At 67.6% G+C, this 25541-nt stretch carries 21 protein-coding genes and 1 tRNA gene; 6 read left to right on the top strand and 16 right to left on the bottom strand.

Annotated elements, in window-relative coordinates; genetic code table 11:
- Positions 1–101 precede the first annotated feature (101 nt).
- The 6 genes from VHW64_RS09160 to VHW64_RS09135 form a co-directional block, all read right to left on the bottom strand.
- The gene (locus VHW64_RS09160; protein ID WP_329650230.1) at positions 102–875 is read right to left on the bottom strand and encodes a 3'(2'),5'-bisphosphate nucleotidase CysQ; all 774 of its coding nucleotides are present in this window, start codon (positions 873–875) and stop codon (positions 102–104) included.
- Positions 876–910: 35 nt separating this feature from the next.
- Entirely contained in the window at positions 911–1639 is a 729-nt protein-coding gene (locus VHW64_RS09155) for a response regulator transcription factor (protein WP_329650229.1), read from the bottom strand.
- The gene (locus tag VHW64_RS09150) at positions 1636–2283 is read right to left on the bottom strand and encodes a HAMP domain-containing sensor histidine kinase (RefSeq protein ID WP_329650228.1); all 648 of its coding nucleotides are present in this window, start codon (positions 2281–2283) and stop codon (positions 1636–1638) included. Before VHW64_RS09150 ends, VHW64_RS09155 begins: the two co-directional genes overlap by 4 nt.
- A gap of 365 nt (positions 2284–2648) precedes the next feature.
- Positions 2649–4232, bottom strand: coding sequence for a sugar transferase (locus tag VHW64_RS09145; RefSeq protein ID WP_329650227.1), 1584 nt, complete (start codon positions 4230–4232; stop codon positions 2649–2651).
- Positions 4233–4490: 258 nt separating this feature from the next.
- Positions 4491–5111 (bottom strand): aminoacyl-tRNA hydrolase, encoded by a 621-nt coding sequence (gene pth, locus VHW64_RS09140; protein WP_329650226.1) that lies wholly within the window; start codon positions 5109–5111, stop codon positions 4491–4493.
- Positions 5108–5800 (bottom strand): 50S ribosomal protein L25/general stress protein Ctc, encoded by a 693-nt coding sequence (locus VHW64_RS09135; protein WP_329650225.1) that lies wholly within the window; start codon positions 5798–5800, stop codon positions 5108–5110. Before VHW64_RS09135 ends, pth begins: the two co-directional genes overlap by 4 nt.
- A 198-nt stretch (positions 5801–5998) precedes the next feature.
- Here VHW64_RS09135 and pepN point away from each other — a divergent pair, with 198 nt between their 5' ends.
- The gene (gene pepN / locus VHW64_RS09130) at positions 5999–8434 is read left to right on the top strand and encodes an aminopeptidase N (protein WP_329650224.1); all 2436 of its coding nucleotides are present in this window, start codon (positions 5999–6001) and stop codon (positions 8432–8434) included.
- Between the two features lie 34 nt (positions 8435–8468).
- Here pepN and VHW64_RS09125 read toward each other — a convergent pair whose 3' ends face one another.
- Both VHW64_RS09125 and glmU read right to left on the bottom strand, forming a co-directional pair.
- Positions 8469–9452, bottom strand: a complete 984-nt coding sequence (locus tag VHW64_RS09125) for a ribose-phosphate diphosphokinase (RefSeq protein ID WP_329650223.1) — start codon at positions 9450–9452, stop codon at positions 8469–8471.
- Positions 9453–9455: 3 nt separating this feature from the next.
- Positions 9456–10877 carry a bifunctional UDP-N-acetylglucosamine diphosphorylase/glucosamine-1-phosphate N-acetyltransferase GlmU gene (gene glmU / locus VHW64_RS09120; RefSeq protein WP_329650222.1) on the bottom strand — a complete coding sequence of 474 codons (1422 nt, stop codon included), beginning with the start codon at positions 10875–10877 and terminating at the stop codon, positions 9456–9458.
- A 78-nt stretch (positions 10878–10955) separates the two neighbouring features.
- Between glmU and VHW64_RS09115 the strand changes: the two genes are divergently transcribed.
- Together VHW64_RS09115 and VHW64_RS09110 are read left to right on the top strand one after the other, a co-directional pair.
- The gene (locus VHW64_RS09115) at positions 10956–11375 is read left to right on the top strand and encodes a hypothetical protein (protein WP_329650221.1); all 420 of its coding nucleotides are present in this window, start codon (positions 10956–10958) and stop codon (positions 11373–11375) included.
- A gap of 64 nt (positions 11376–11439) precedes the next feature.
- A tRNA-Gln gene (locus tag VHW64_RS09110) sits at positions 11440–11521 on the top strand.
- Between the two features lie 824 nt (positions 11522–12345).
- Here the strand turns inward: VHW64_RS09110 and VHW64_RS09105 are convergent.
- From VHW64_RS09105 to VHW64_RS09095, 3 genes are all read right to left on the bottom strand, one after another.
- Positions 12346–13314, bottom strand: a complete 969-nt coding sequence (locus tag VHW64_RS09105) for a fumarylacetoacetate hydrolase family protein (RefSeq protein ID WP_329650220.1) — start codon at positions 13312–13314, stop codon at positions 12346–12348.
- Positions 13315–13364: 50 nt separating this feature from the next.
- A complete protein-coding gene (locus tag VHW64_RS09100; RefSeq protein ID WP_329650219.1) occupies positions 13365–14234 on the bottom strand; it encodes an ABC transporter permease in 870 nt (289 codons plus the stop codon).
- 251 nt (positions 14235–14485) lie between these two features.
- Positions 14486–16045: a sugar ABC transporter ATP-binding protein gene (locus VHW64_RS09095; protein ID WP_329650218.1), complete on the bottom strand. Its 1560-nt coding sequence runs from the start codon at positions 16043–16045 to the stop codon at positions 14486–14488.
- 71 nt (positions 16046–16116) lie between these two features.
- On the opposite strand from VHW64_RS09095, the gene VHW64_RS09090 reads away from it, so the two are divergent.
- The 3 genes from VHW64_RS09090 to VHW64_RS09080 all read left to right on the top strand — a co-directional run bounded on the left by VHW64_RS09090 (position 16117) and on the right by VHW64_RS09080 (position 18751).
- Positions 16117–16971 (top strand): GntR family transcriptional regulator, encoded by an 855-nt coding sequence (locus VHW64_RS09090; protein WP_329650231.1) that lies wholly within the window; start codon positions 16117–16119, stop codon positions 16969–16971.
- Between the two features lie 73 nt (positions 16972–17044).
- Positions 17045–17926, top strand: a complete 882-nt coding sequence (locus VHW64_RS09085) for an MBL fold metallo-hydrolase (RefSeq protein WP_329650217.1) — start codon at positions 17045–17047, stop codon at positions 17924–17926.
- Between the two features lie 81 nt (positions 17927–18007).
- Positions 18008–18751, top strand: coding sequence for a FadR/GntR family transcriptional regulator (locus VHW64_RS09080; protein WP_329650216.1), 744 nt, complete (start codon positions 18008–18010; stop codon positions 18749–18751).
- A gap of 4 nt (positions 18752–18755) precedes the next feature.
- Here VHW64_RS09080 and VHW64_RS09075 read toward each other — a convergent pair whose 3' ends face one another.
- The 5 genes from VHW64_RS09075 to VHW64_RS09055 all read right to left on the bottom strand — a co-directional run bounded on the left by VHW64_RS09075 (position 18756) and on the right by VHW64_RS09055 (position 24682).
- Entirely contained in the window at positions 18756–20249 is a 1494-nt protein-coding gene (locus VHW64_RS09075) for a bifunctional 3-(3-hydroxy-phenyl)propionate/3-hydroxycinnamic acid hydroxylase (protein ID WP_329650215.1), read from the bottom strand.
- Between the two features lie 3 nt (positions 20250–20252).
- Entirely contained in the window at positions 20253–21329 is a 1077-nt protein-coding gene (locus VHW64_RS09070) for a nuclear transport factor 2 family protein (protein WP_329650214.1), read from the bottom strand.
- Positions 21326–22660: a VOC family protein gene (locus tag VHW64_RS09065; protein WP_329650213.1), complete on the bottom strand. Its 1335-nt coding sequence runs from the start codon at positions 22658–22660 to the stop codon at positions 21326–21328. Before VHW64_RS09065 ends, VHW64_RS09070 begins: the two co-directional genes overlap by 4 nt.
- The gene (locus VHW64_RS09060) at positions 22605–23465 is read right to left on the bottom strand and encodes a fumarylacetoacetate hydrolase family protein (RefSeq protein ID WP_329650212.1); all 861 of its coding nucleotides are present in this window, start codon (positions 23463–23465) and stop codon (positions 22605–22607) included. Before VHW64_RS09060 ends, VHW64_RS09065 begins: the two co-directional genes overlap by 56 nt.
- Before the next feature lie 71 nt (positions 23466–23536).
- Positions 23537–24682, bottom strand: a complete 1146-nt coding sequence (locus tag VHW64_RS09055; RefSeq protein ID WP_329650211.1) for a sugar ABC transporter substrate-binding protein — start codon at positions 24680–24682, stop codon at positions 23537–23539.
- Positions 24683–25541 lie beyond the last annotated feature (859 nt).

Below are 25541 nucleotides of genomic sequence, written 5' to 3'. Positions count from 1 at the left end.
GACTTGGCACTTATTGGGGGTTGCAACCCCCAAGAAGTGCCAGGACACCCGCTGAAGCGGGGGATTTGACAACAACCGAGGACCAGCGGGGGGTGGGGGTGCTAGTCGGTGCCGTGTCGACGCACGAATTCGAGGATCTGGTCGGCCAGCTCGGGACGGCACACGATCAGGTCCGGCAACGAGACGTCGTCCTGGTTGTACCGCAACGGCGACCCGTCGACGCGCGAGCAGAAGAGTCCCGCGGAGCGGGCGACCGCGACGGGCGCGGCGTTGTCCCACTCGTACTGACCGCCGGCATGGACGTAGGCGTCGGTCACGTCGCGCACGACCGAGATCACCTTCACCCCGGCCGACCCCATCGGCACCAGCTCGGCGTCGATCTCCTCGGCGAGGGTCTCCACGAACGCCGGCGGCCGGGTGCGTGAGACGGCGATCCGCGTTCGCTGGCTGGTGCGTGCCGGCACCAGCGGCGGCTCCCCGGTGTGGAAGGTGCGGCCGAGCGCGGGCTGGGCAACGGCGCCCGCCGTGAGCTCGCCGTCCTCCCACAGCGCGACGTGGACCGCCCAGTCGTCGCGAGGCGGCTCGGAGAACTCGCGCGTGCCGTCCAGCGGGTCGATGATCCACACGCGGCGTGCGGTCAGTCGCGACTTGTCATCGGCCGCCTCCTCCGACAGCACCGAGTCGGCCGGGCGATGCTGGGCCAGGAGACGCGCGAGCACCTCCTGGGCCGCCCGGTCACCGGCGTCCTTCAGGTCGCGTCCGGTCAGCCCTTGGCCTCGGACCTCCAGCAACCGCTCCCCCGCCGTGGCTGCGAGCCAGGCGGCGAGGGAGTGGTCGTCTGCGTCGGACGGTGTGGTCGTCGGGTCCTGTGGCACCCGACGATGCTACTGGGACGGTCCGGTCGGGCCGCTCAGCCTGTCGCGAGCAGTCCGCGTCCGGTCGGCCTCGGCGGCGCCTCCCGGGTGTCGGGCTGCGGCGGCTGCCAGCCCACCCTGTGGGCCAGGCCCACAGCCGTCAGCTGGGAGCTGACCTGGAGCTTGGCCAGGATGGACTTCACCTGCGTGCGGACCGTCGACTCGGACACGAAGCGCGCCTTGGCGATCTCGGTCACCTGCTCGCCCGCCATCAGCCGGGCGAGAACCTCGGCCTCACGCCGGGTCATCAGGTGGAACCGCTGCCGCAGCTCGTTCTGGGAGTCGGCGTCCGCCCGGTAGGTGCGCAGCAGCGCCTCGCGATCGGCTCTGGACATCGCCGGAAGGCCGTTGCGCAGGCGGTCGGCGGTGCCGACGATCTCGGCGAACGGTGCGGTCTTGGGAACCACGGCGCGCGCGCCGTTGGCCAGCGCCTCACCGTGCCTGACCCGGTCGGTCGAGCCGGTGACCACGACCACAGAGACGCCGTTGCCGGCCAGCGCCGCCACCAGTCGCATCACATCGCCCACGACACCGAGGTCGAGGTCGAGCAGCACGATGGACGGCGAGCTCTGGACCACGGTGCGTGCGAGCGCGGCGAACGTCGTCGTCGAGTCGGGCACGGCGCACTGGACCTGGAAGGCCTGTCCACGCAGCGCGATCGCCATGGTCTCCGCGAACAGCGAGTGGTCGTCGACCACGGTGACTCTCGACGTACGCCCGGTCATGCCGCACCGTGCATCGCGTCGCCCGCGAGCATCAGGACGAAGCAGGCACCCTCGCCGGGACCCGAGCAGAGCTCGAGCGATCCGCCCAGAGCGGTCACCATCTCGCGCGCCATGGCCAGGCCCAGGCCCTGTCCGGGCGAGTGCGGACGGCGTACCCCACGCTGGAAGATCGACTCACGCAGCTCGACGGGCACCCCGGGGCCGCGGTCGCTCACCGCGATCCGGACGGAGCCGGCCGTCTCCGTGACGTCGATCCGAGCCGGCGACCCCTGGGCGTGACGCCAGGCGTTGACCAGCAGGATGTTGACGACCTCGACGAGGTCGTCGCGGCAGGCCCACACCGTGTGGCCGGTGGTGGACCACGCGACCTCCTGTCCCGCCATCCGGCGAGACAGCGCGACGTCGGCCAGGACCCGGTCGAGCTCGACCGGCTCGAGGACGACGTCCTCGGGCTCGCTCAAGGGCGACGGCGCCACCAGACGCTGCAACCGCTCGACCTCGGCGACGACCATCGACTCCAGTCGCTCACGCGAGCCGCCGGGCAGTTCGCCCGAGCCTTGGGCCAGGACGTGCAGCGCACCGGCCAGGCCGGCCAGGCCCGAGCGGACGGCGTGGAGCCGGTCCTCACAGTCGGCGACGACCACGGACGCGGACTCACGCGTTGCGAAACCGCGTGATCCCCCCAGTGCGACGGGTATGTCCCCGTGCTGAAACTTCTCGTGCGTTTTCATGATTCCCCCCGAAGGGCGACCCCCGTCGTCCCTTCATAAACCGCGGTCGCCGTCAACCCCCCTGACGCCAACCGGCTGCGGCCTGATCCCCCAAGATCGTCGCTGCGTGCGGTTCGTGAGCCATCATGCTGGGCCCGCAGACAAATGTCGATGAAAAGTTCGACCGTCTGGGGAACAGTCCTTCCAGAGGATGAGGCGCATGGTCACCTGGCACTAGTGGCGTGCCGACGAGCTGGTCCGGACGGGCCAAGGGTCGAACCCTCGGACCCGTGCGCCGGTCAGTACGCCCCGCGTGCTCCGGTGACCGCGCCGATCGTCCGCAGACCGATCATCAGGTCGTCGCCGATCCGCCAGTTGTCGACGTAGTCCAGGTCGAGGCCGATGCTGGTCTCCCAGTCGAGGTTCGAGCGGCCGCTGACCTGCCATAGTCCCGTCATGCCGGGCTTGACCGCCAGCCGGCGGCGCTCGACGTCGTCGTACTCCGCGACCTCGGCCGGGAGCGCCGGACGCGGCCCCACCAGCGACATGTTGCCCTTGACGACGTTGATCAGCTGCGGCAGCTCGTCCATCGACGTGCGACGCAGCAGCTTGCCCAGGCGCGTGACTCGCGGGTCCTGGCGCATCTTGAACAGCACGCCGGCGCCTTCGTTGTGCTCGCGGAGTGCGACGAGCTGACGCTCGGCGTCGCTTCGCATGGTGCGCAGCTTGTAGAGCGTGAACGTGCGACCGTCCTGGCCCACCCGCTCCTGCTTGAACAGCGGGGCACCGCGAGAGTCGAGCCGGATCATCAGCATCGTGACGGCCAGGAACGGCGAGGCGCAGGCCAGGAGCACGGCACCCACCAAGCGGTCGATCGCGCTCTTGAGCAGGCGGGCGATCGCGCCGGGGCGCGACGGCGTGAGCTCGATCAGCGTGGTGCGGCCCAGCCTGCGGGCACGGACCCGGTGCGGGGCGGCGTCGCCCGCGGCATCGGCGACCGCCATCGCGATGCCGGTGCGCTCCAGGCTCCACCCCAGGCTGCGCAGCTGGGGCGGCGCCAGCTGCTTGCTCGGGGCGACGACCACGAGGTCGGCACGGCGGCCGTGCGCCCAGTCCGCGGCGTGCTCGAGGCCGACGATGGTCGGGACGCCCACGATGGACTGGAGACGACTCTCCTCGTCACCGGGCAGCACCCCGCCGATGACGTGGGCCGTGCCGTCGGCCCAGCGCATCGCAGCGCGACTGATCGCGGCCCGGTCGCCTACGACGACGACCCTCAGCGGGCGGCGTAGCCCTTGCCGTAGGACCAGGGCCGAGAAGATCACGGCTCCGGCGACGAGCAGGACGCCGGCCGCGACCGCGAGCTCGCCGTTGGAGGCCAGGTCGAGCGCCGAGAGGACGGCGGCGCCAGCGAAGGCCACCGCCAAGGAGCGCAGGACCGGAAGCACCTCGAGATGCGAGGCCGAGTGCATCTGCGAGCGGGTCTGCATGGCGACGCAGATCGCGCCGCCCAGGGCGACCCAGGACGCCGGGCCGTAGGCCCCCAGGACCGTCATCGTCACGATCCCGGCGACGGCGACGGCGAGGCACTCCACAACCACCCACAGGTCGGCGCGACGCCGCTGGCCCAGGACCGAGGCGCGACGGGCGAGATGGGCGAGCTTCGAGGTCCACGTGTCTGCGGGGGCGAGCAACGGGTGCGACATCGCACCGACGCTGGCCACCGAGGCGACCGACGGCGGCCCTGCCGTGTCGGGTGTCGTCGCGAACACGTCCCAGCCGAGGTGGGGCGCGGACGCCCATCTCTCGAGCTTGGAGTCTTCGGGCGACCACGCCGTCACCACAGGTCGGATCGCTCCGACATCCACCGTCTGATCAGTCATGCGAGCCCCCGTTACCGTGCGGTGGCCAGGCGAACGCCGTAACCGCCCGGCCCGTCGACACCCCCCGGAGCCGACCGGTCCATCCTGGTTCACGCCCGCACGGCGTGGTTCACCTGTTCTGGGTACGCGGGGTGTCCGAGCGGGCTGAACCCGTGGCCCCGGTGGGCCCGTCGGATCTGCTCCACGTCGCTCCGGGCAGGTCGCTTGGGGCAGGTCGCACGGGCGGCTCGGGGCGGCTCGGGCCCGCCTCGGGTCCGGTCAGGAGTTGAAGCGTCCCTGCGTGCGCTCGAGGCCGTCGGTCACCAGCGACTCGACGGCGTCGGCGGCCACGGCGACCTGGAGCGGGAGCGCCTTGCGCTCGCTCGCGGCGTAGTCCGACAGCACGAAGTCGGCGACGTCCTGGCGACCCGGTGGTCGACCGATCCCGAGCCGCACGCGGTAGAAGTCGCCGGTGCCCAGGGCCGAGCGCAGCGACTTGAGGCCGTTGTGTCCGTTGTCTCCCCCGCCGAGCTTGACCCGCATCGTGTCGAACGGAAGGTCCAGCTCGTCGTGCACCGCCACGATGCGCTCGGGCGGCACCTTGTAGAAGGTGGCGAGCTGCTTGACCGCGCCGCCGGACTCGTTCATGTAGGTGCGCGCCCGGGCCAGGACCACCCGGGGCGCCTCGACGCCCGGCGGGGCCAGACGCCCCTCGACGACCTCGGCCCGCCCCGACTTGTGGGCACGGAAGCCCGACCCCATCCGCCCGGCCAGCTCGGCCACGACGAGGTAGCCCACGTTGTGCCGGTGGCCGGCGTACGACGGGCCGGGGTTGCCCAGGCCGACCACGAGCCACACGTCACCGGGCGGCTCGGACGACCCGCGCCCGAGCAGCCTCACTCGGCGGAGTCGCCCTCTGCGGCGTCGCCGGCCTCGGCCGCGCCGTCGGCGGACTCGCCCTCGGCGGCATCGGCAGCCTCGTCGGTCTCCTCGTGGACGATGCCCGCGTCGGCCTCGGCATCGGCGAGCTCGGACTCGAGCGCCTCGGCGGACTGCTGCTGGGTGACGTTGACGATCAGCATCTCCGGGTCGTTCAGCAGGGTCGTGCCCTCGGGCAGGACCAGGTCGGAGGCGTGGATCTGGGTGCCGATCGCGGCGCCCTCGATCGAGATCTCGATGCGCTCGGGGATGTGGGTCGCCTCGGCCTCGACCTGAACCGTGGCGTTCTCGGTGACGACCAGGGTGTCGGGGGCGGCGTCGCCGGTGACGTGGACCGGGACGTCGACGGTGACCTTCTCGCCCTGGCGGACCGCGACGAAGTCGACGTGCTCGAGGACCCGGCGGATCGGGTCGACCTGGACCTGCTTGGTCAGGGCGAGCTGGGTGGTGCCGTCGATGTCGAGCTCGAGCAGGGCGTTCGCACCGCCGTGCTTGAGGGCCATCATCGTGTCGTGACCCGGCAGCGTGAGGTGGATCGGGTCGTTGCCGTGGCCGTAGACCACGGCGGGGATCTTGTCGGCCCGGCGGATGCGGCGGGCAGCGCCCTTGCCGAACTCGGTGCGCATCTCGGCGGTGATCTTCTCGGCCATCACGGTCTCCTCGTCGTACGTCGCAAAGTGTGCGTGCCGTGGCGCCAGGAGCCGGCCCAGTCGATCACGGACACCCTCTCGGGCTCCCTCGCCGAGGCAACCGCGTCAGCCTAGACGGGACTGCCCGCAGACTCCCAATCGCGATGGTCGTCGTCCGCGCGGGGCCCAGGTTTGCGCACGCGGCACTAGGGTCGGACCGTGTCGCTCACCTACGACGAGGCGGTGGCCCGGGCAGGACTCGTCTCCGGCGTCGCCTACCGCATCGACCTCGACATCACCTCGCGTGAGGCCTACCACTGCCGCACCTGCGTCACCTTCGCGATGGCCGACCCGGGCGCGACGACGTTCCTGGAGCTGGCCGAGGCCCGTGACCTGCTGGTGACGGTCAACGGCTCGCGAGTCGAGTCCCCCGACTACGACGGGGGCCGGATCGTCCTGCGCGACCTCGCCCCGGACAACGAGGTCGTGGTGGAGGCACGCATCCCCTACGTCAACGACGGCGACGGCATGCACACCGTCACCGACCCGGCCGACGACGCGACCTATGTGGCGGCGTACGCCGGCATGGACCTGGCCCACCGGGTCTTCGCGTGCTTCGACCAGCCCGATCTCAAGGCGCCGTTCACCCTCACGGTCCGCGCGCCGCAGGGTTGGACGGTGCTGGCCAACGGGCGCGCCGCCGGCCAACAAGACGGTGCGTGGACCTTCACCACCACGCCGCCGCTCTCGACGTACCTCTTCACCGTCTGCGCCGGGCCCTGGCACTCCCGCACCTGGGAGCACGCCGGCCTGCCCTTCGGCTGGCATGCCCGGGCCTCGCTGGGCGCGGCTCTGGACCGCGACTTCGACAACATGCGCGAGGTCACCGAGGCATGCTTCGACTTCTACACCAGCACCTTCGAGGAGCCCTACCCGTTCGACTCCTACGACCAGGTGATGGGGCCCGGACAGAACTGGGGGGCGATGGAGACCGCCGGCTGCGTCACCTTCCGTGACGAGTACCTGCCCCGCAACGAGCCGGACGCCGGCGAGCTCGTCGACCGCGCGACGGTGATCGCGCACGAGATGGCCCACATGTGGTTCGGCGACCTGGTGACGATGAAGTGGTGGCAGGACACCTGGCTCAACGAGTCGTTCGCCGACTTCATGGGCTACCACGTCGCGCACGAGGCGGGCGTGCTCGGCTCCTGGCCCGACTTCACCCTCAACCGCAAGCCCACGGCGTACGCCGCCGACCGCCGACGCTCGACCCACCCGATCGCCGAGGACGCCGAGCACCTGGTCGACGTCGACACGGCGTTCACGAACTTCGACATGATCACCTACGCCAAGGGCGCATCGGTGCTGCACCAGCTGGTCATCTGGCTGGGCTGGGACACCTTCGTCGAGGGGACGAACCTGTACCTCACGCGCCACCGGTTCGCCAACGCCGAGTTGTCCGACTACCTCGAGGCGCTCGACTCGGTGACCGAGCGTGACGTGCGGGCCTGGGCGGAGGCCTACCTGCGCACCACGGGCTACGACACGATCCGGGTGACCCGTGACGGCGAGGTCCCCGTGCTCGAGCGCGACGGCTCGCGACCCCACCGGTTCAGCGTCGCCGCAATCGACGGCTCACGCGTGGGCCTCACCCGGCTGGTCGACCTCGCCGACGAGCCGGTCCGGCTCGACGACCTGGCCGGCGCCGCCGTCGTCCCCAACGCCGCCGACGAGGCGTACGCGACCGTGCTGCTCGACGACCGCTCCTGGCGCGCTGTGGTCGACGGGCTCGGCGACCTGCCCGACCCGCTGCTGCGGGCCATGACGTGGACCAACGCGATCTCCCGGGTGACCTCCGGGGTCTCGACGACCGGGGAGCTCCTGGGCGTCGTGCGCCACCACCTCGCCGAGGAGCGCGACCCCGTCGTCTTCGACAGCGTCTTGCGTCGGGTCACCCGGCAGGTCATCCCCCGGTGGACCGCGCCCGAGGCGCTCGCCGAGGCCGAGCAGGTCGTCGCCGACGTCTGTGCCGAGGCGCTCGACGCCGGTGACGCGCCCCGCGGTCTCGCGGCGATGCGGCGGCTGGCGATGACCACGACCGACGTCGCCCTGCTCCGCAGGTGGCTCGCGAGCGGTCAGGCACGCGCCGGGCTCGCGATCGACCGCGACACCCGCTGGATCGTCGTCCGCCGGCTGGTCGAGCTCGGCGCCTCCGACGAGGCGCTGATCGAGGCCGAGGCCGCCGCCGACCGGTCGTCCAACGGCCACCAGGCGTCGCTGGCGGCGCTCGCCGGACGGCCGGACCCGGCCGCCAAGGAGGACGCCTGGCTGAGGATGTGCGACTCAGGCGTCTCCAACCGTGACTTCACGGCGCTGGTCACCGGCCTGTGGACACCCGGCCAGGAGGAGCTGTTCGCGCCGTACCTCGAGCGCTATCTCGAGGATGCGCCCACCATCGCCGCGCGCAGCCAGTCGTTCGCCGACGCGGCGGCCGTCGCGGCGCCCCGGACGCCGATGGCACTGGACCGCTTCCGGCGGTTCCGCGACGACCTGGACTCGGCGTCGTCGGGCACCACGAACACCGTCCTGCGCCGGGGCTGGGAGGACACCGTCGACGACTACGACGTCGCGCTGAGGGTCCGGCTCGCCGGCTAGCTAGCCGTCAGCCGGCGTCAGCCCGCTTCCGCCGTCAGGCTTGCCCGTCGAACATCTTGGTGACCGAGCCGTCCTCGAAGACCTCCTTGATGGCCTGCGAGAGCAGTGGCGCGATCGAGAGACAGGTCAGCGCGTCGAAGCGCTTCTCGTCCGGGATCGGCAGGGTGTTGGTCACCACGACCTCGGTGACCGCGCTGTTCTTGAGGCGGTCGACCGCATCGCCCGAGAGGATCGGGTGGGTCGCCGCGATCACGACGCCGGCCGCCCCGTCACGGGCCAGTGCCTCGGCGGCGTGCACGATCGTGCCGCCGGTGTCGATCATGTCGTCGACGAGCACACAGATCCGTCCGCGGACGTCGCCGACGACGCGGTTCGCCACGGTCTCGTTCGGCACGTCGGGCCGCCGGGTCTTGTGGATGAACGCCAGCGGCGCGCCGTTCAGGCGGGAGGACCACCGCTCGGCGACCTTGATCCGGCCTGCGTCGGGGCTGACCACGGCGAGGTCCTGGTCGCCGTACTTCTCCTTGACGTGCCTGGCCAGGATGGGCTGGGCGAAGAGGTGGTCGACCGGCCCGTCGAAGAAGCCCTGGATCTGGTCGGCGTGCAGGTCGACGGTGATCAGCCGGTCGGCGCCGGCGGTCTTGAACATGTCGGCCACCAGCCGCGCCGAGATCGGCTCGCGGCCCCGGTGCTTCTTGTCCTGCCGGGCGTAGCCGTAGAAGGGCATGACCACGGTGATCCGCTTCGCGCTGGCGCGCTTGAGCGCGTCGACCATGAGCAGGTGCTCCATGAGCCACTCGTTGATCGGCGCGGTGTGGCTCTGGATCACGAAGGCGTCGGAGCCGCGCACCGACTCCTCGTAGCGCACGTAGGTCTCGGAGTTGGCGAACTCGTAGGCCTCGGTCGGCACCAGCTCGATCTCGAGATATGCGGCGACCTCGTCGGCCAGCGCCGGGTGAGCCCGACCGGAGAAGACCATCAGGTGTTTCTTGGTGGTCCGCTTCGTCTTGGAGCTCACGTCTCAGGATTCTCCCTCAGCGCTGGCGGCTTCCCCAATCGGTGTCCGCTCCCGGGCCCGCGTGGCGCGACGGGAGAGGTTGCGTTGGGGGCCGCCCGAGACCGCGAGGGTCCCCGGCGGGACGTCGCGGCGGACGACGGTGCCGCCGCCGGTCACGGCTCCCTCGCCGATCCGGACCGGCGCGACGAACGTGTTGTTGGCGCCGGTCTTGGCGCCCTTGCCGACCGACGTGTGGTGCTTGTCGGTGCCGTCGTAGTTGGCGAAGATCGTGCCGGCCCCGATGTTGGCGCCTTCGCCGATGTCGGCGTCGCCGACGTAGGACAGGTGCGGCACCTTGGCGCCCGCGGCGATGTGGGCGTTCTTGGTCTCGACGAAGGCGCCGATCTTGCCGCCCATCCCCAGCTCGGTGCCGGGCCGCAGGTAGGCGAACGGGCCCACGTTCGCTCCCTCGCCGACGACGGCCAGCTCGCCGTGGCTGCGGACGACGCGAGCGCCGGCCCCGATCTCGCAGTCCTTGAGCGTGGTGTCGGGCCCGATCACGGCGTCCTCGTCCACGACGGTCGCGCCGAGCAGCTGCGTGCCCGGCAGCAGGATGACGTCGGGCGCAAGGCGTACGTCGGACTCGACCCAGGTCGTGGCCGGGTCCAGCACGGTCACGCCCGCGCGCATCCAGTCCTCGACGATCCGGCGGTTGAGCTCGCGCCCGAGGTTGGCCAGCTGCACCCGGTCGTTGGCGCCCTCGGTCTGCACGACGTCGTCCATCGGGAACGCGCCCACCGTGAGCCCGGCCTCGCGAGCCAGCCCGACGGTGTCGGTGAGGTAGTACTCGCCCTTGGCGTTGTCGTTGCCGAGCCGCGGGAGGACGTCGGCGAGGAACTCCCCGTCGAAGGCGAAGATCCCCGACCCGATCTCGCGGATCTCACGCTGCTCGGGGGTGGCGTCGCGCTCCTCGACGATGGCCTCGACGTCGCCCTCGTCGTTGCGGACGATCCGGCCGTAGCCGAACGGGTTGTCGACGACGCCGCTCAGGACACTGACCGCGCTCTGGGCGCCCTCGTGCTCCTGGGCGAAGTCGCGCAGGCTGTCGCCGCGCAGCAGCGGGGTGTCGCCGTACACGACCAGGACGGTGCCGCTCAGGGAGCCGGCGGCGTCGACCGCGATGCGGACGGCGTGACCCGTGCCCTGCTGCTCCTCCTGGACCGCCAGCACCGCCTCGGGCATGAGGGAGACGATGTGGGGACCGACCTGGTCGCGCTGGTGACCGACCACGGCGACGACTCGGGCCGGGTCGAGCGTGCGTACGGCGCTCAGCACGTGCCCGACCAGGCTCCGGCCGCCGATCTCGTGCAGGAGCTTGGACCTCTTCGACCTCATGCGGGTGCCTCCGCCTGCTGCCAGCACGATCACGGTGAGGTCGCTCGACATGGGCACCAACGTATCCCGCACCGGCGGTCCCCTCACCATCCGCCGCTAGGCTGATCCCGGCGACGTACAGTCCGGAGCGTGGCGAGCGCACCGGGTCGATCGACGACCAAGTCCGTGACGATCGACCGTCCGGCGGACGTCGTCCACCGGTTTCTGGCGCAACCGGAGAGCTGGCCCCGCTGGGCCGTCGTGAACATCCTCGCGGTGGAGCCCACCGCCGAGACCGAGTGGTGGGACCCGAGCACCCCGGACGGGCCGGCGCAGTTCCGCATCCGGGCGGACGCGGCCACCGGCATCGTCGACCACGACTTCCGCTTCGACGACGAGCTGGCGACCGTGCCGGCCAGGGTCGCCGCCAACGGGCGCGGAGCCGACTTCGTCGTGACGATCGTGCAGCCCTCCGACGTCACCGACGGCGGCTTCCGCGCCCTCCTGGAGAGCGTCGACACCGAGCTCGCCACCTTGAAGGCCCTCTTCGAGTCCGACCACACTGTCTGACCCGATGGACGGTGGGCGGAAGCGGTGTCTGCCCTCCGCCGTTAGTAACCTGACCCCCAAACCATCCCCGGTTGGTCTGCCGGCAGGGCCCGCCTGACTTTGAATCAGGACTAGCGACGTAGGTTCGACTCCTACCCGGGGAGCCAGTCGATGCGGAAGCGCAGGTCACAGGCATGGTGACCCTGCCGGAGTTTTTGTGTCACCCCTCACGAGCTCTCGTTAGGTCTCACGCATCTCTCACACCACGCCTACGATCGGCCACTATCTGCTGTCGGTCGACCCGGCGTCGCAGCCGGACCCGTGTGCCGCTCCGTATGCCAACGTGCAGTCTCTTTGGCGGTCAACACCGCGGCCCTCTGAGAGGATGCGACGACATCGGGTGACGTACGAGCGATCGATCGTCGGACGCAACCTCTAGCGTGAGCCGACTGTGGATCAGGATGTCGGAAGTGCGGCTTGAGGAACTCAAGCCAGGGACGAGCAAGAGGGTGACTTCGACTCGCCATCCCGGTTCGGTGGATCATCCCTTCCAGGAGGGTTTCCCAGGCCTATGCCAAACCCACGTCCTGACTTATTCCTACCCGGTTCTACGGTGTCAAGACCCTGAACTTCGACAAGATCGTACTGGCCTTCAAGAACATCGCCGATGAGGTCATAGCAACCTAAAAGGGGCTCGCGCTTTGGGTCGCTCGCAGTGAATGTCAATGTTCTCAACAAAGACCTGAGTTCGGGTGGACCGCCGTCGCACCCGACGAGGTCTTCACAGTGTGCACATACGCCACGAACCAGAACCCTAGGGCTCGAGGCTAGTGCGCAAATCCAAGGCTCACCGCAACGAAACCCGCAGGTCAGCGAGCCGCCCTGCGTCGCGGCCTCAGATTTGGCCTAAGCCAGGTCAACGCTCTCAACAACGACGCTGATGGCGTGGACCAGGAGGGTGTGGCGGCCGCGGTGCCTGGGGGCATGCGAGTCACGCCGAAGTCACTTCATTCTCTGTGTAGCCGCTTCTTCTGCCCGGCCAAGCGCCGAACGCCGACGCAGAGAGCGTGGCATGGATCTCGCCCATCGTCTCTATGGCAAGGGTTACCTCGTCACCCGCCACAAGCCATGGGTACTCTTCGGGCGAGCTCCGGAGTGAGAGCTCCAGGATGCATCCTCCTTGGCAGGTTCCGCTGCCGATGATCGACCCGGCCTCAACGCGAGAACTCCAGGACGAGTACGAGATCAGCTCCTCCATAGACCAGTAGGCAGACGTCCAACGGTCGACGCCATAGCGTCGTCCGTTGACCGCCGATGTCATCTCGAGGTCGTAACCAGTGCCTTCGCGGCGGTCCTCTATCTCGTCCGGAGTGACAAAGATCGGACCGAGAGATGATCCAAAGTCCTTGCCCTTGAACGGACCGAGGCGTCCATCCATCTCGCGAAACTGCAGGTCGCGCGCCGACCAGTCGCTCAAAATGACGAATCCTGCTAGGTGTCGGGCTGCCTGCGTAGGAGTTACAGAGACGGCATCGCGTCCGATGACCGCAGCGACCTCGAGCTCGAAGTCCATATTGGTACAGCCCCCTGGGATCTCGATGGCTTCCCTGGGCCCCCGGATCGTGGCCGCGTTGCTGAAGTAGCCGATTGGCTGCTCATACCAGACATCCGGGCCTCGCTTGAGTCCCTGCATCCTCCACGCGGGCAGCACGTGCTCCTCGAAGATCATGAAGTCGCGCATTGCGACTGGGTCGACCGGCTTGAGGAGGTCGAGGCTCTCGAAGTCGTGTTCGCTCGCCGGGTCGGCGCGGATCGACTCTCCGAGCTCGGCAAGCGCTCCGCCATCGTCGCCAAAGTAGGGCTCCAGGCGGTCGACATCGTATGAGACCTCCACACGTCCGTCGGCGCTAATAACGCCGATGCGGGCGCCTGCGAGGGTCTGGGTCTTGATGAAACGCATGAATCCTCCAGTGACACGCCTTGAGCTGAGCGCAGACTGCTCGCCAAGGTTCAGGCGGAGCGGGAACGCGTACGGACGAGAGTCGCGACGGTGACGGCGAGCACGAGCCCAGCTCCGTAGAAGGCGTCTTGTACCCATCCGGTGTAGCCGAGCAGTTGCAGCCCGAGAATCCCGGTCTCGAGGAAGTAGATGCCGAGGAAGGTACCCATCGGGTTGAACTGCCCAGGGGTAACGATCGCCGTACCCAAGAACACGGCCGCGAGGGCCGGCAGCAGATAGGTCGCCGAGGCTGTCGGATCAAAGCCGCCCACAGTCATGACAAGCAGGATTCCGGCTAGGCCGGCGATGAGGCTCGCAGCGATGTAGCTGCCCGCACGAACACGATCGACGTTGATTCCGGCGAGGCGTGCAACCTCACGGTTGGCGCCGACGAAGACCACGTGGCGCCCGATCGGCATCCAGGTGAGGACGTAGGCGAATCCGGCACAGAGGATCAACCCGTAGTAGAACGACAGCGGAAGTCCCAGGAATGTGTGCAGTGCGATGTTCGAGAACGTCGTGCTGGAGATTGACACGATCGTCGAGGAAGAGATGAGCTCAGCGAGGCCGAGAAAGAAGCTGGCGCTACCAAGGGTGACGATCAGGGACGGCACCCTGAGCGCGACGATGAAGAACGCGTTGACCAGTCCGCAGCCCAATGCTGCCGCGAGCGCTAACACGCAAGAGAGCGCGAGATTCACGTGGTGCAGCACTGAGAGCACCGGGACGATCGTGGCAGTCAGTCCCATGACACTGGCGAACGACAGATCGAACTCGCCCACGACAAACGTGCAGAGCCCGGCGACAGCAAGGAACAGGAGCGCCGACTGCGACCCGAACACTGCTTGGGCTGTCGAAACGCTCAGGAACTTGTCAGGCATGATCACCGCGTAAGTAGCTGCCATGACCAACCACACCCCGAGGAGCGCATACCTGGAGCTGAGCGTCCGGAGGCGATCCGCTGCGAACCACCTGGACGGCTGGAGACCCTGTCGAGGATCCGTCGTACGGGCCGCCGCTGGGACGTCGCCAGTGGTGTCGCCGACCTCGGACGGGGGCTGCTCAATTCCGTCCACGACGTTCTCCCAGATGGGGTTGGGATTGTTGTGACGATTGCTTTGGTCGGACAGCGTCATGATGGGCTCCCTGCGGACTCCGTTTGGTCCGTGGCGTAGATCTGGCTGATGAGGGCGTCGGGAGTTGTCGCCGTCGCCTCGGTGAGGCCGGCTGCGGGGCTGTAGACGAGGACGCGATCGCACGCCACGGCCAAGTCCTCGGGTTCGCTGCTAACGAGAATCACCGCGACCTGGCTGCCAGCGGCGCGACGCAACGCCTCCAGGATGTCGCGGCGAGCGCCGACATCGACCGCCTGTGTCGGTTCGTGCAGCACGAGGACCTGCGGTCCCATCGTGAGCCACTTCGCAAGCAGGACCTTCTGCTGGTTCCCTCCGCTGAGTTCCTTGATCAGGGTGAGCGGTGAGCGAGGCTTGATGTCGAGGGTGTCGATGGCGGACTCGGTCTCTGAGATCTGCCATGCCCGGCTCACGAACCACGGCTGCCCTCGCCGGCGCAGTGCTGGGAGACTGATGTTGTCGCGCATGCTGAGATCAAAGGCCAGGCCGTCGCGTTCGCGCCGCTCCGGGACAAGCACGACTCCGGCGCGCAGGCAGGCGGCCACGCCACCGCGGGCGAGGTCGACGGTGTGGGTGCCTGTTCGGATGGAGCCCGAGGCCGCTTTCTGGGCTCCAGTCAAGAGGTAGGGGATCTCCTCGTAGCCGTTGCCAGGGAGCCCGGTGACACCCAGGATCTCGCCCCGGGCCACCGTGAAGTCGACGCCGTGACAAGTGCGCCCCGTCAGTCCTGATACGAAGATCGTGGGCGTTCGAGGCGGGCCGTTGGCAGTGGGACGCGCGAGTGTCTCTTGGAGTTGTCCGCCGAGTATCCGGCGGGCGATATCGGCCTCGCTGAGGTCGTGGGTAGGTAGTCCCGCACCCGCCAGATGCCCGTCTCGCAAGATCGTCATCCGGTCTGTAACGGACATGAGTTCGGTCAGATTGTGGCTGATCATGATCGCCGCGCTGCCCTCAGCCGTGATCCGCCGCAGCATGCCGTGCACCCGCGCTAGGTCGTCTCCACTGAGCGCGCGCGTGGACTCGTCGAGGATGATCAAACCAGTACCCACCGCGTGATCACGCAGTGCACGGGCGATGGCGACCTCGGCGCGCTCAGGTGCGCTCAACGAGCCAACCAGGACAGACGGGTCGACCTCGACGCCGAGGCGTTGAAGCGTACGTGCGGCCAGATCGTCACGTTTCCTGCGATCAATGCGCCTGGACAGTCCCACAGTCGGGAAGCCTCCGACGCAGATGTTCTCGGCAACCGTCAGCTGGTCGAGCAGCCCAAGGTCCTGGTGCACCACCGACACGCCTGCGGCGTGGACGTCGGGCCAGCGCACCGGCAGACGCATTGGTGCACCGTCGACCCGGTAGTCGGCTCCGGGGTCAGGGGTGTAGAGGCCGGTAAGGATCTTGACCAGCGTCGACTTGCCCGAGCCGTTCTGCCCGGCGAGTCCGTGGATCTCTCCGGCCGTCACGGTGAGCTCCGCATCGGTCAGAACCTGGACGGTCCCGAAGGTCTTGCTCAGGGACCTCACCTCGAGCCGTGGCGTGGCCGTGGCCGTGGCCGTGAACATCGTCAACGCCCTCCGTGTGGGGGAACGGCGCCGCCCTGGGGCATCTGCAGCGTCGAAGGCATGCCTTGAGTGTGGAAACCTTGAACAGCGATGTCAAGGATTTCCGACAGGCAAATCGACTTTCTACTCCACGACTGGTGAAGACGGCTCAGATCGTTTTCTCTGCTACATTCGTCTCCGCAGGTTCGAGCCGAGGAGGTTCAGTGTCGGAGCAGCTAGGCGCTCGAAGCTTGTCCAGAGCCGTCTTCGCTGACGTCCGCGCCGGCATCCTCAGTGGCGCCTACGCACCGGGCTCGAAGCTGAGCCCGAAAGCGATCGCCACGGCAGCGAACGTGAGCCTCTCGGTCGTCCGTGAAGCGCTCACCAGGCTGGCGGAGCAGGGTCTTGTCGTCGCGGAGCCCCAGCTGGGCTTCTCGGTCGTGACCCTCGACCTCGAGGGAGCCCAGGACCTCAATCGTGTCCGGGTGCTGATCGAGGGCGCCGCAGTCAAGGACGCCATCGACCACGCTGACGTCGAGTACGAGACACGAGTCATCGCCAGTCATCACCGGCTCAGCCGCACGCCCCAGTGGGCCGATGAGCAGAGCCAGACCGTGACCGAAGATTGGGCGCGCGCACACGCCCAGTTCCACGCGGCACTGCTGAGCGCCTGCACGAGCCCGCGGCTGGTCGAGATGGCGGCAAGCCTGCGAGAGACCGCAGAGCTGTATCGCCGCTGGTCCAGCACCTTCAACGCCAGCCGGCTCCGACGCGACGTCGCCGGGGAGCACCAGGCCCTCATGCAGGCGGCGCTGGACCGTGATGCCGACCTGTGTTCACGGCTAGCGGGCGAGCACATCAACAAGACCACTGAGCTTTTGACCTACGCGGTCGAGCTTCATGAGGCAGAGACCGACGGTCCGACAGCTGTGAGTGGTGGCGCATGATCAGAGGGGCGAGTGCGAAGTGAGCTCTAGGAACCAAGACCATCCGGATCTGGGTCCACCTCAACTGATGGAGGTGGCTGACCGCACGTTCGCCTACATCCAGCGCGACGGCTCCTGGTGGATCAACAACACCGGGTTCGTCGTCGGCGACTCCTCGATCGTCTCCGTTGACGCCTGTGCCACCGAACGGCGGACTCGTGCGTACCGGGAGTCGATCGCGACGGTGAGTCCGGCGCCTGTGTCCGCCCTCGTCAACACTCACCACCACGGCGACCACACGTTCGGCAACTCACTCATGAACGCCGCGACCATCGTCGGACACGAGAGCTGCCGCGACGAGATGCTGGCGTTCGGACTGCCGTCCAACGTCGGAATCTGGGACCCCGTCGACTGGGGCGGTCTGGAGCTGGCGCCCCCGACGATCACGTTCACGGACCACGTGACGCTCTGGTCTGCCGACCAACCGGTCGAGGTGAGCTACGTCGGCAAGCCCGCTCACACGACCAATGACTGCCTCGTCTGGCTCCCCGAGCAGAGGGTCCTCTTCTGCGGAGATCTGCTCTTCAACGGCGGGACCCCTTTCCTTCTGATGGGGTCGGTCCGCGGGGCGATCGAGGTGCTCCGCGATGTCCTGGCGCGAGTACCCGCCAGGACGATAGTGCCGGGGCACGGGGCCCCCTGCGATGCCTCGCTCATTCCGACCACCATCGAATATCTGGAGTTCGTCCTCTCGACCGCGAAGGCAGGCCTGGCCGCTGGTCTGACACCGTTGGAGGCCGCGCGAGACCTAGATCTGGGCGAGTACGCCGACTGGCTAGACAGTGAGCGGATCGTCGGGAACCTCCATCGGGCCTACTGCGATCTCGGGCCGTCCAAGGGTGACGTCGACGTCCTGGCTGCCCTGGGCGAAATGGTGGCATTCAACGGCGGCCGCCCCTTGACCTGCTATGCGTAAGGCCATGAACTGCGCCGCGCGAGGCAGTCCGGGAATTGGGAACGATTCGAATATTGAACATGCCTGATAGGCTTCCGGTTGATGGAAACCACTCTGGGCGACGTTCAGCTCTCCTACGACCTGCCCCGACGCGAGTCCCGCGCGGAGTCTGCCGCTCAGGCAGTCGAACAGCGCATTGCTGACGCCGGGCTGCAGCCAGGTACCCGGTTGGGCACGCGCACCGAACTCGGGGAACTCCTCGACGTCGCCCCCTCCACCGTGAGCGAGACGATCAAACTGCTGGAGGCGCGCGGCCGAGTGGTCACCCGCACCGGCCCAGGCGGTGGTGTCTTCGTTGCTGAGCCAGGCGTGGGGCTGCGCCTGGCACGCAGCATGATGCAGGTCTCTGGCTCCGAGGTAGAGGTGGCCTACGCTCTTGAGGTCCGTGACGTCTTGGAGTCAGCGGTGATCGTCAGTGCCGCCGAGGCAGCTCACCGTCCGGGCGACCTTGCCAGCATGAACCGGGCGATGCAGGCGTTGCGCGAAGCCACCGAGACCGCCGAGTTCTACCGGCGGAATCTCGAGTTCCACGCGGACGTGGCCGACCTGTGCCGCAACCCGATCCTACGCACGATCTACCGCAGCCTCCTTGAGGTCGTACAGGCCCGCGACCCGAAGCTCGAACTGTTGCCTGGGCAAAACGCGAGCAGGCTTCGCGCCCAACGGACCAAGATCCACCAGGACGTCGCCGACGCGATAACTCAGGGTGACACGGTAGCGGCACGCACCGCGGCGATCGCCCACGCCAAGCACGGACACGCCACACCAGCCGCGCAGTTCGCCTAAGACCTCAGCGCGGATCGACCACCGGATAAAGAGCCACCAGCTCACGGATCATCAGCGACGTCTCCTGGGGGCCGTCGGCGGTGCCGTACACATAGCGGTCCGGTCGGACCACGGCCGCCTCGCAGCCGTGCAGGTCGAACCAGCGTTCGACCTCGGAGCAGCTGGCGGTGTTCACGACCGCGACCCCCGTCACGCCCAGCCGCTCAGCTAGGCCAGGGCGAGCTACCGCTGTGACGACCGGCCCGACGACATCGTCGAAGAGCTCGGACTGACCTGAGCCCGTACGCACGCGCGGCTGAGGAAAAAGCTCTCCGGCTCCCGTGGTGGCTGTGAACAGGCCTTCTCGAAGGGGCGGCATGCCCTGGAACGTCGTGGGGGGTAGCGTCCCTTCATGGGCAGCCGCGCGAGTCCGGCGATCCCGCTCCGCGGCGGCAGCTGGATCGAGCAGACAGATCTCCCGGCCCGCCGCAACAGCCATCTCGATGATCTGCTCCACATGCGGGCGCCGCTCCGCCTCATAGCTCGCCAGCAGCGTCTCACCCGGCCCACCGCGCACCGCCGCGGCGATCCTGCTGAGCAGGTTGTGCACGTCGCGGATGCCGTGGCACAAGCCCTGACCGAGGAATGGCGGGGTTTGGTGAGCCGCATCGCCCACCAGAAAGACGCGACCGTCCCGCCAGCGGGTGGCGAGAAGCGAATGGAACCGGTAGACGGAGGCTCGGAGGATCTCGACCTCGTCCAGCTCCACCCAAGGTTTGAGCAATTCTCCGATGACCTGCTCGCTCTGTAGCTCTTCTGCCCGCTCACCCGGCAGAAGCATGAACTCCCATCGATGGTGGTTCCCAGGGCCAGGGACGCGAGTGGCGGGCCGGGCCGGGTCACAGAACATCTCCGACTCGTTTGGTCGCCCAAGTTCGCGCCCGCACAGGAGGTCGATGACCAGCCACGGCTCGTCAAAGTCACTGCCCACCAGGTCTGCACCCATCCCCGCGCGGATAGTGCTCGAGGCGCCGTCAGCGCCTATCACGTACCGGGCCCGAACTTCCTCCGTGGCACCTGTTGCCACGTCCCGCGTCGTGATCGTGACGCCGTCGAGGTCCTGCATCCACGCGGTGACCTCGACGCCGGTACGCAGAGCGACGCTGGAATGGGTACTCATGCCCTCGCGCAGCAGCTCCTCGAGCTCGGGTTGGTAAAAGAGGTAGTGCGGTGCCCAGCCGTACGGCTTGTCGGTCGGCCAGTCGTGGACCCGGATCGGCGTAGAGTCGGCGCCGTAAAACGTGCTGCGCTCCCAGACGCGCGTGTGGGGTTCTAGTGACCTGGCGATCTGGGCCTGCTGCAAGATGCGCATGATGTGTGCGTCGAAGTGGATGGCCCGGGGCAGAGGGAACGGCCCGGTCTCGCGTTCGATCACGAGCGTGGACAGGTTGGCCACACCCGCCAGGTTGGCGGCGACCGCACCCACGGGTCCGCAACCGACGATGAGGAGGTCCAGCACCCGTTAGCCTCGCTCGATTCCGAGCACCGAGTAGAGCGGGTCGGTCGCTCCGAACTCCCCGCGCAGCAGCATGGACTCATCCAGTCGCATGAGATCCCAGTAGGCGACGGTGTCGGTGTCGACGCGACTCCAGTCGAAGACGACCTCGCGGTGATCGATCGCCCAGCGCCCGTTCCGATAGGAGAAGGTGTCGAGGTAGCGGCCACCGATGTGGCTCTGTGTCTCGTGGCCGTCGTCCCTTCGTGACACCACGGCGAGGTGATAGCTCTCGACGTCGGCTCGGTCGTCGTGCAGGTTGATCACGACGTTGGAAATGAGGTGCCACATACCGCTCACCGGTGCCGTGGAAGCCGGCGAGATCATGGAGACGTTGCTGATGAAATCCGCGGCATGCCCCTCGAATCCTTCGTGATTCTCGGTCGCTCCTGGGTGGTAGCAGGACAGTGCGAGCTCGACATCCCGGCGATCCCCGGCACGCGCCCGGAGGTAGAGTAACTCGGTGATCTCCTGCTTCGCGAGAAGCCCGCGGACCGTCGAGCGACCCGTCGGCTGAAGGTGCGGGCGAAGCGCGTTCACGGTCCCTCCCAGGGGCATATGGCGTGGTGTCGTGTCCGGCAGATCGGCTCTGGTGGCTGGGCTGGATCGTGACCAGTCGTAGACCACGGCACGACTCAGAATCCGCCAGCCGGCCCTCGACCGCTTACAGACGTCGAGGTACCGGCCGCCCACCTGGACGTCGTGTGCCACTCCGTCGATCACCAAGCGGTGATAGGCGAGGTGGTACGACTCGACTGCGACGAGATCGGGCGTCCGCCCAGAAATCAGCAGGTTCCCGATCGTGTGACGCTGGACGCCATACCGATCGTCCTGGTAGTTGTGCGTCCGGAGGAACTCGGCGAACTCCTCGATCGTGCCCTCGAAGATGCCGTGAGAGTCGCGCGAACCGGGCTCGTGCTGGGCGACTATCCTTTCCGGGCTCTTGCCGTCAGCCGCCCGGCCCCGACGCATCAACAGCTCCCGGATCTCCTCAGCGACAACGAGCTCGTCCGTCGCCTTTCGGCGAACCTGCGTGGTGATCACTCCCAAGGCCCCAGGAACTGCTGGCCGCCAAAGACGTCGGGCGGGGCCTCGATCACCTCGGGCCACTCAGCCGCCGAGCTTGACACAGCGGGAGTCGGGGGATCGGCCGGACCGCATTGCCGCTGGTAGTAATACAGCTGTACGAGGTTGCCGTCCGGGTCCTTCAGATGGGTGACGTAGTCGAAGCCGGGAACGAGCTCGGCAGGCACACGGACCTCCTGAGCTCCGCGAGCGCACATGAACTCGACGGCCGAGCGAAGATGCCGGTAGTTCGCGACCCGAAAGCCCAGCGCCATCGAGTCGGCTCGGTCGGGCAGACCGAGAATGCCGCGAAGCCCGGACTCGTAGAGCGCGAGAGTGAAGTACTCGGCACCCGAGTGCAAGACCAGCCCGTCGTACCCGCTCGAGCTCAGCCGCTCGCGAACCGTGAAGCCGAGGACCCGCGTGTAGAACGCCTCAGCTCGGGGCAGGTCGTCGACGAACAGGCTGATAGGCCCGATCCCCACGATCTTGAACGGCCGGCTCATGGAGATGCCGTCGACCTCGTAGTGCTGGTCGGGGCGAGGGTCGACGCGGTGTCCGGAGGCGAGATCGAGACCCGCGCCAGCCGCGCGTTGCACCTCGCCGGTCTCGGAGATCTGCGGGAGCGAGGGGCGTTCGTCGAGGACCCCGGACCACATCTCGCTGGGTTTGCTCAAACCGTCCCATCCGATCTGCTCCATCCCGTAGAACAGCTCGTTGATGTGGCCCTCCGGGTCGAATAGATACGTGTGCCAGTTGGAGCCGGGCATGTCGCGGCCCGATCGCAGGAGCCGTTCACCCTGCCCCCAGATCCACTCGGATCCGTTGACGACCTCGGCAAGGCTGCCGACCTGCCACGTGACCTGGTTGATCGAGGCCCCGGCCGAGCCGTTGTTCTGCCCGACCCAGTCCCACACCTTCTGACTGATGAAGACGAGTTGGTGGTGATCACTGCCGAAGCGGGTGAAGTGCAGCAGCCTGTCATTGTCGGAGAGCGTCGCCTGCTCGTCGGGTGGCAGTCGGCCGGGCATGCGCCCGGACTGATCGGAGATGATCAGGCCGAGGCCGTCCACGTAGAAGTCGAGCATGCGATCGATGTCGAGGCAGTTGTAGCCGAAGTGGCCGACACGGCGGATCTTGAAGGGTCTCGGCAAGAGCACACCACCCACGTCATGCAGTCGAGCGCCTGCGACGAATGCTTCTGGCTGCCGCTCCAGCACATCGGGCTCGCCGGTGATCTCAGATTCTGCCATGTCAGGACTCCTCCTTGACGATGGGATTGCAGAGGGCTCCCACGCCGTCCACCTCAACCTCTATCTCATCACCGTGGCCCATGAAGACTTGTGGGCTTTGGCGTGCTCCAACTCCTCCGGGCGTGCCCGTGACGATCACGTCTCCGGGCTCAAGCTCGCAGATCGTCGAGAGGTAGTTGATCAGATATGGGATGTCGAAAATCATGTCGCTGATCGCCGTCCGCTGCATGACTCTGCCGTTGAGCTTGGTCGTCAGCTGACGTTCGGTGATGTCCGGGACCTCGTCGCGCGTGGTGAGCCACGGTCCGAACCCGCCGGTTGCGGTGAAGTTCTTACCGGCCGTGATCTGACTCGTATGACGTTGCCAGTCTCGAACCGATCCGTCGTTGAAGGCGGAGTAGCCCGCTACCACCTCCCATGCGGCATCGAGAGGGACATGCCTGGCGCGGCGACCGATCACGACGGCCAGCTCGCCTTCGTAGTCGAATCTGTTGGACACGGATGGCTGGATCATAGGCTGCCGATGACCGACGAGGCTGCCGGCAACCCGAAGGAAGAAGGGCGGCCGGCCGGGCGGGTCCCACGCTCCTTCGGTGATGTGATCGGGATAGTTAAGGGCCGCACACCAGACCGCGTGCGGGCGCGGAAGCACCGGAAGAAACTGGATCTCATTCTCCGGGTGCCTCGGAAGTCCCGTCCGCTGCAGGTCCATACCTGTCCATGCTGAGGGGCCGAGCTCGATCAGGCCCCGCATGTCGGTGGGCAGACTCGGGTCGACCTCGCGGATGTCGACGATCGAGCCGTCCTCGTCGCTGATGCCGACCGAGGGTGTGCCCGCGACGATGATGGATGCCAGTTTCACGAATCAGTCCTCGCCTGAGGTGTGTGGGGTTGCCGGCTCGGGTACGGGCCTGGTTTGGCGGATGGGACCCGTCAGGACACGCCCCAGGCGCTCAGGAAGGTCTGCTCGTAGGCGGTGGAGCCGTACCAGTCGTTGGTTTGGTAGGCGGCAGGAGTCAAGGTCAGTCCTCCGACGTTGGAGCTGTCGAAGAGTCGGACGACGGTCGTGGTCGAGACCGGTGGCGCACCGCTGAGCATGCGCAGGATGCCATCCGCGAACTGCCAGCCGAAGTAGGTGGAGCTGACGCCCGCGTCGCTGAACTGCACGTCACCCGCCTTGATGCGCTGAAGCGAGTCGAGGTTGCCGTTGGCGGACGTGAGCTTGACCTTGTTCGTGTAGCCGGCGGTCTTGATGCCCTCGACCGCGTTCGGGGCGCAAAGGTCGGTCTCGCAGGCAACGTAGGTCGTGTCGGGGTGAGAGATGAGCGCTGCGCTGACCTGAGAGGGAAGCTTGCTGATGGCCGCAGTGTTGTAGTCGCTCTCGGTGAAGGTGCAGCCCGAGCAGTTCTGCTGGACGAACGACTTCGCGTAGGCGGCCTCCTCCTCAGTCTCCGGGGAGTCGGTCACGCCGAAGTAGAGGATCTTCGCCTCACCCTTGCTGTCGCTGATGATCGATTCCATCGTCAGCTTCTGGGTCAGGTTGTCGGTCGTGCGAGTGCTGTAGAAACCAAGCGTGTCGCCCGATGTCTTGCCGCCGTCCGGCTGTTCCCCCGCGACCAGCACCGGGATGTGGTGAGCGACGAGATTGTTGAACGCGTTCGGGACGAGGGTGTAGTCGATGAACGCGGTCACCACGCCATCGGCTCCCTGCGTCGCTGCCTCCGACAGGCAGGTCGAGATGTCGGTGGGTAGCAGCTTGCCGTCGCACACGTGCAAGGTGATCCCCGCCTTGCTGAACGCGGTTCGCATCGCAGTACCGATCGCTGCAAGCGTAGGGATCGCCGAACCGATCGGGACGTACCAGACGGTCTTCCCCTTGAGGGATGAGACGCCGCCCGCGATGGGCTGGATGGCCGCATACTTCGACACCGCCTGCGTGTAGCCCGCCAGATCAGCCTGTACCGACGCCAGCGAGCTGTCTCCCGTAGGGGCCGATGAGTTGGTCGACGGCGTCGCCCCGCCAGAGTTAGAACTGCCGCATGCTGTCGTGATCATGGCCATGACGGCGATGGCCGCCACGAGTGCCAGCCTGCGGGTGTGTCGTGGGAGAGATCCGTGCTGCATGGAACCGACCTCCGTTGGTCGAATCGAGTCGAGACTGCCAGGTTCGGTTCGAGCATCCCGGTGTGACACGAACCACTATGTCGAACATATTAAGCATGTGTAATTTGCTCGAGTCAAGACCTACCGAGAAAATTCGCGACGACCGGCCTCTCGTTGGCGGTCGTCCCCTCGCGCAGAGATGCGCGGGCTGGCCAGGGACTTCCCCCCGTCTGACCGTCGAGCGATCTGAGGGAACACAGCTGAGCCGCGAGTCGGCGAACTGGGCATCCACAAGGCGCACTTGGCCGGCACCGCGCGACCTGACCTACCGGTGGAGATCGAGCGAGCGAGCGATCGACGCGTGGGTAACCGTGCGCCGCGGCCCTCCTGGGTTCCCTCATCCACGATGGGGCGCAACGGCCACGGAGCTTGGCAGCCCGTCTCGATCCGGGCGGCCCCTTCGTCAACGGCGCCTAACTCTCGAGCGCCACGAGGTGTTGCGACGACCACTGGAATCCGCCCTCTGACCATCGTGCGCAAGTCTTCCGTGCGACCGCGAGCGCATTGAAGCCCTCGTAGTGACATTCGGTGCCGCGTTCCGGTAGCTCGCCACGTGCCCGCATCGCGCTGGATCGACGTTTGCGTCAGTGGCACCGAAGGGCGTGCGAGAGGTGGGATTCTGGTGCGCTGGGGTTGCCTGCGACGCACTATGTATGACGCTCCCCTGCGAGGTCAGTTGGCCGCTAACAATTCACCGAGCAGGCTACTGGCCGGCGAGCTGAAGGTCAGACACAAGACCGTGACCCGGGCGTGGAAGGCGTACGGCATCAAGCCG

The organism is Nocardioides sp., from assembly GCF_036267815.1.
GTDB lineage: Bacteria > Actinomycetota > Actinomycetes > Propionibacteriales > Nocardioidaceae > Nocardioides.
Note: the sequence above shows the minus strand (reverse complement) of the source record. Positions and strands in the feature narration are given on the sequence as shown.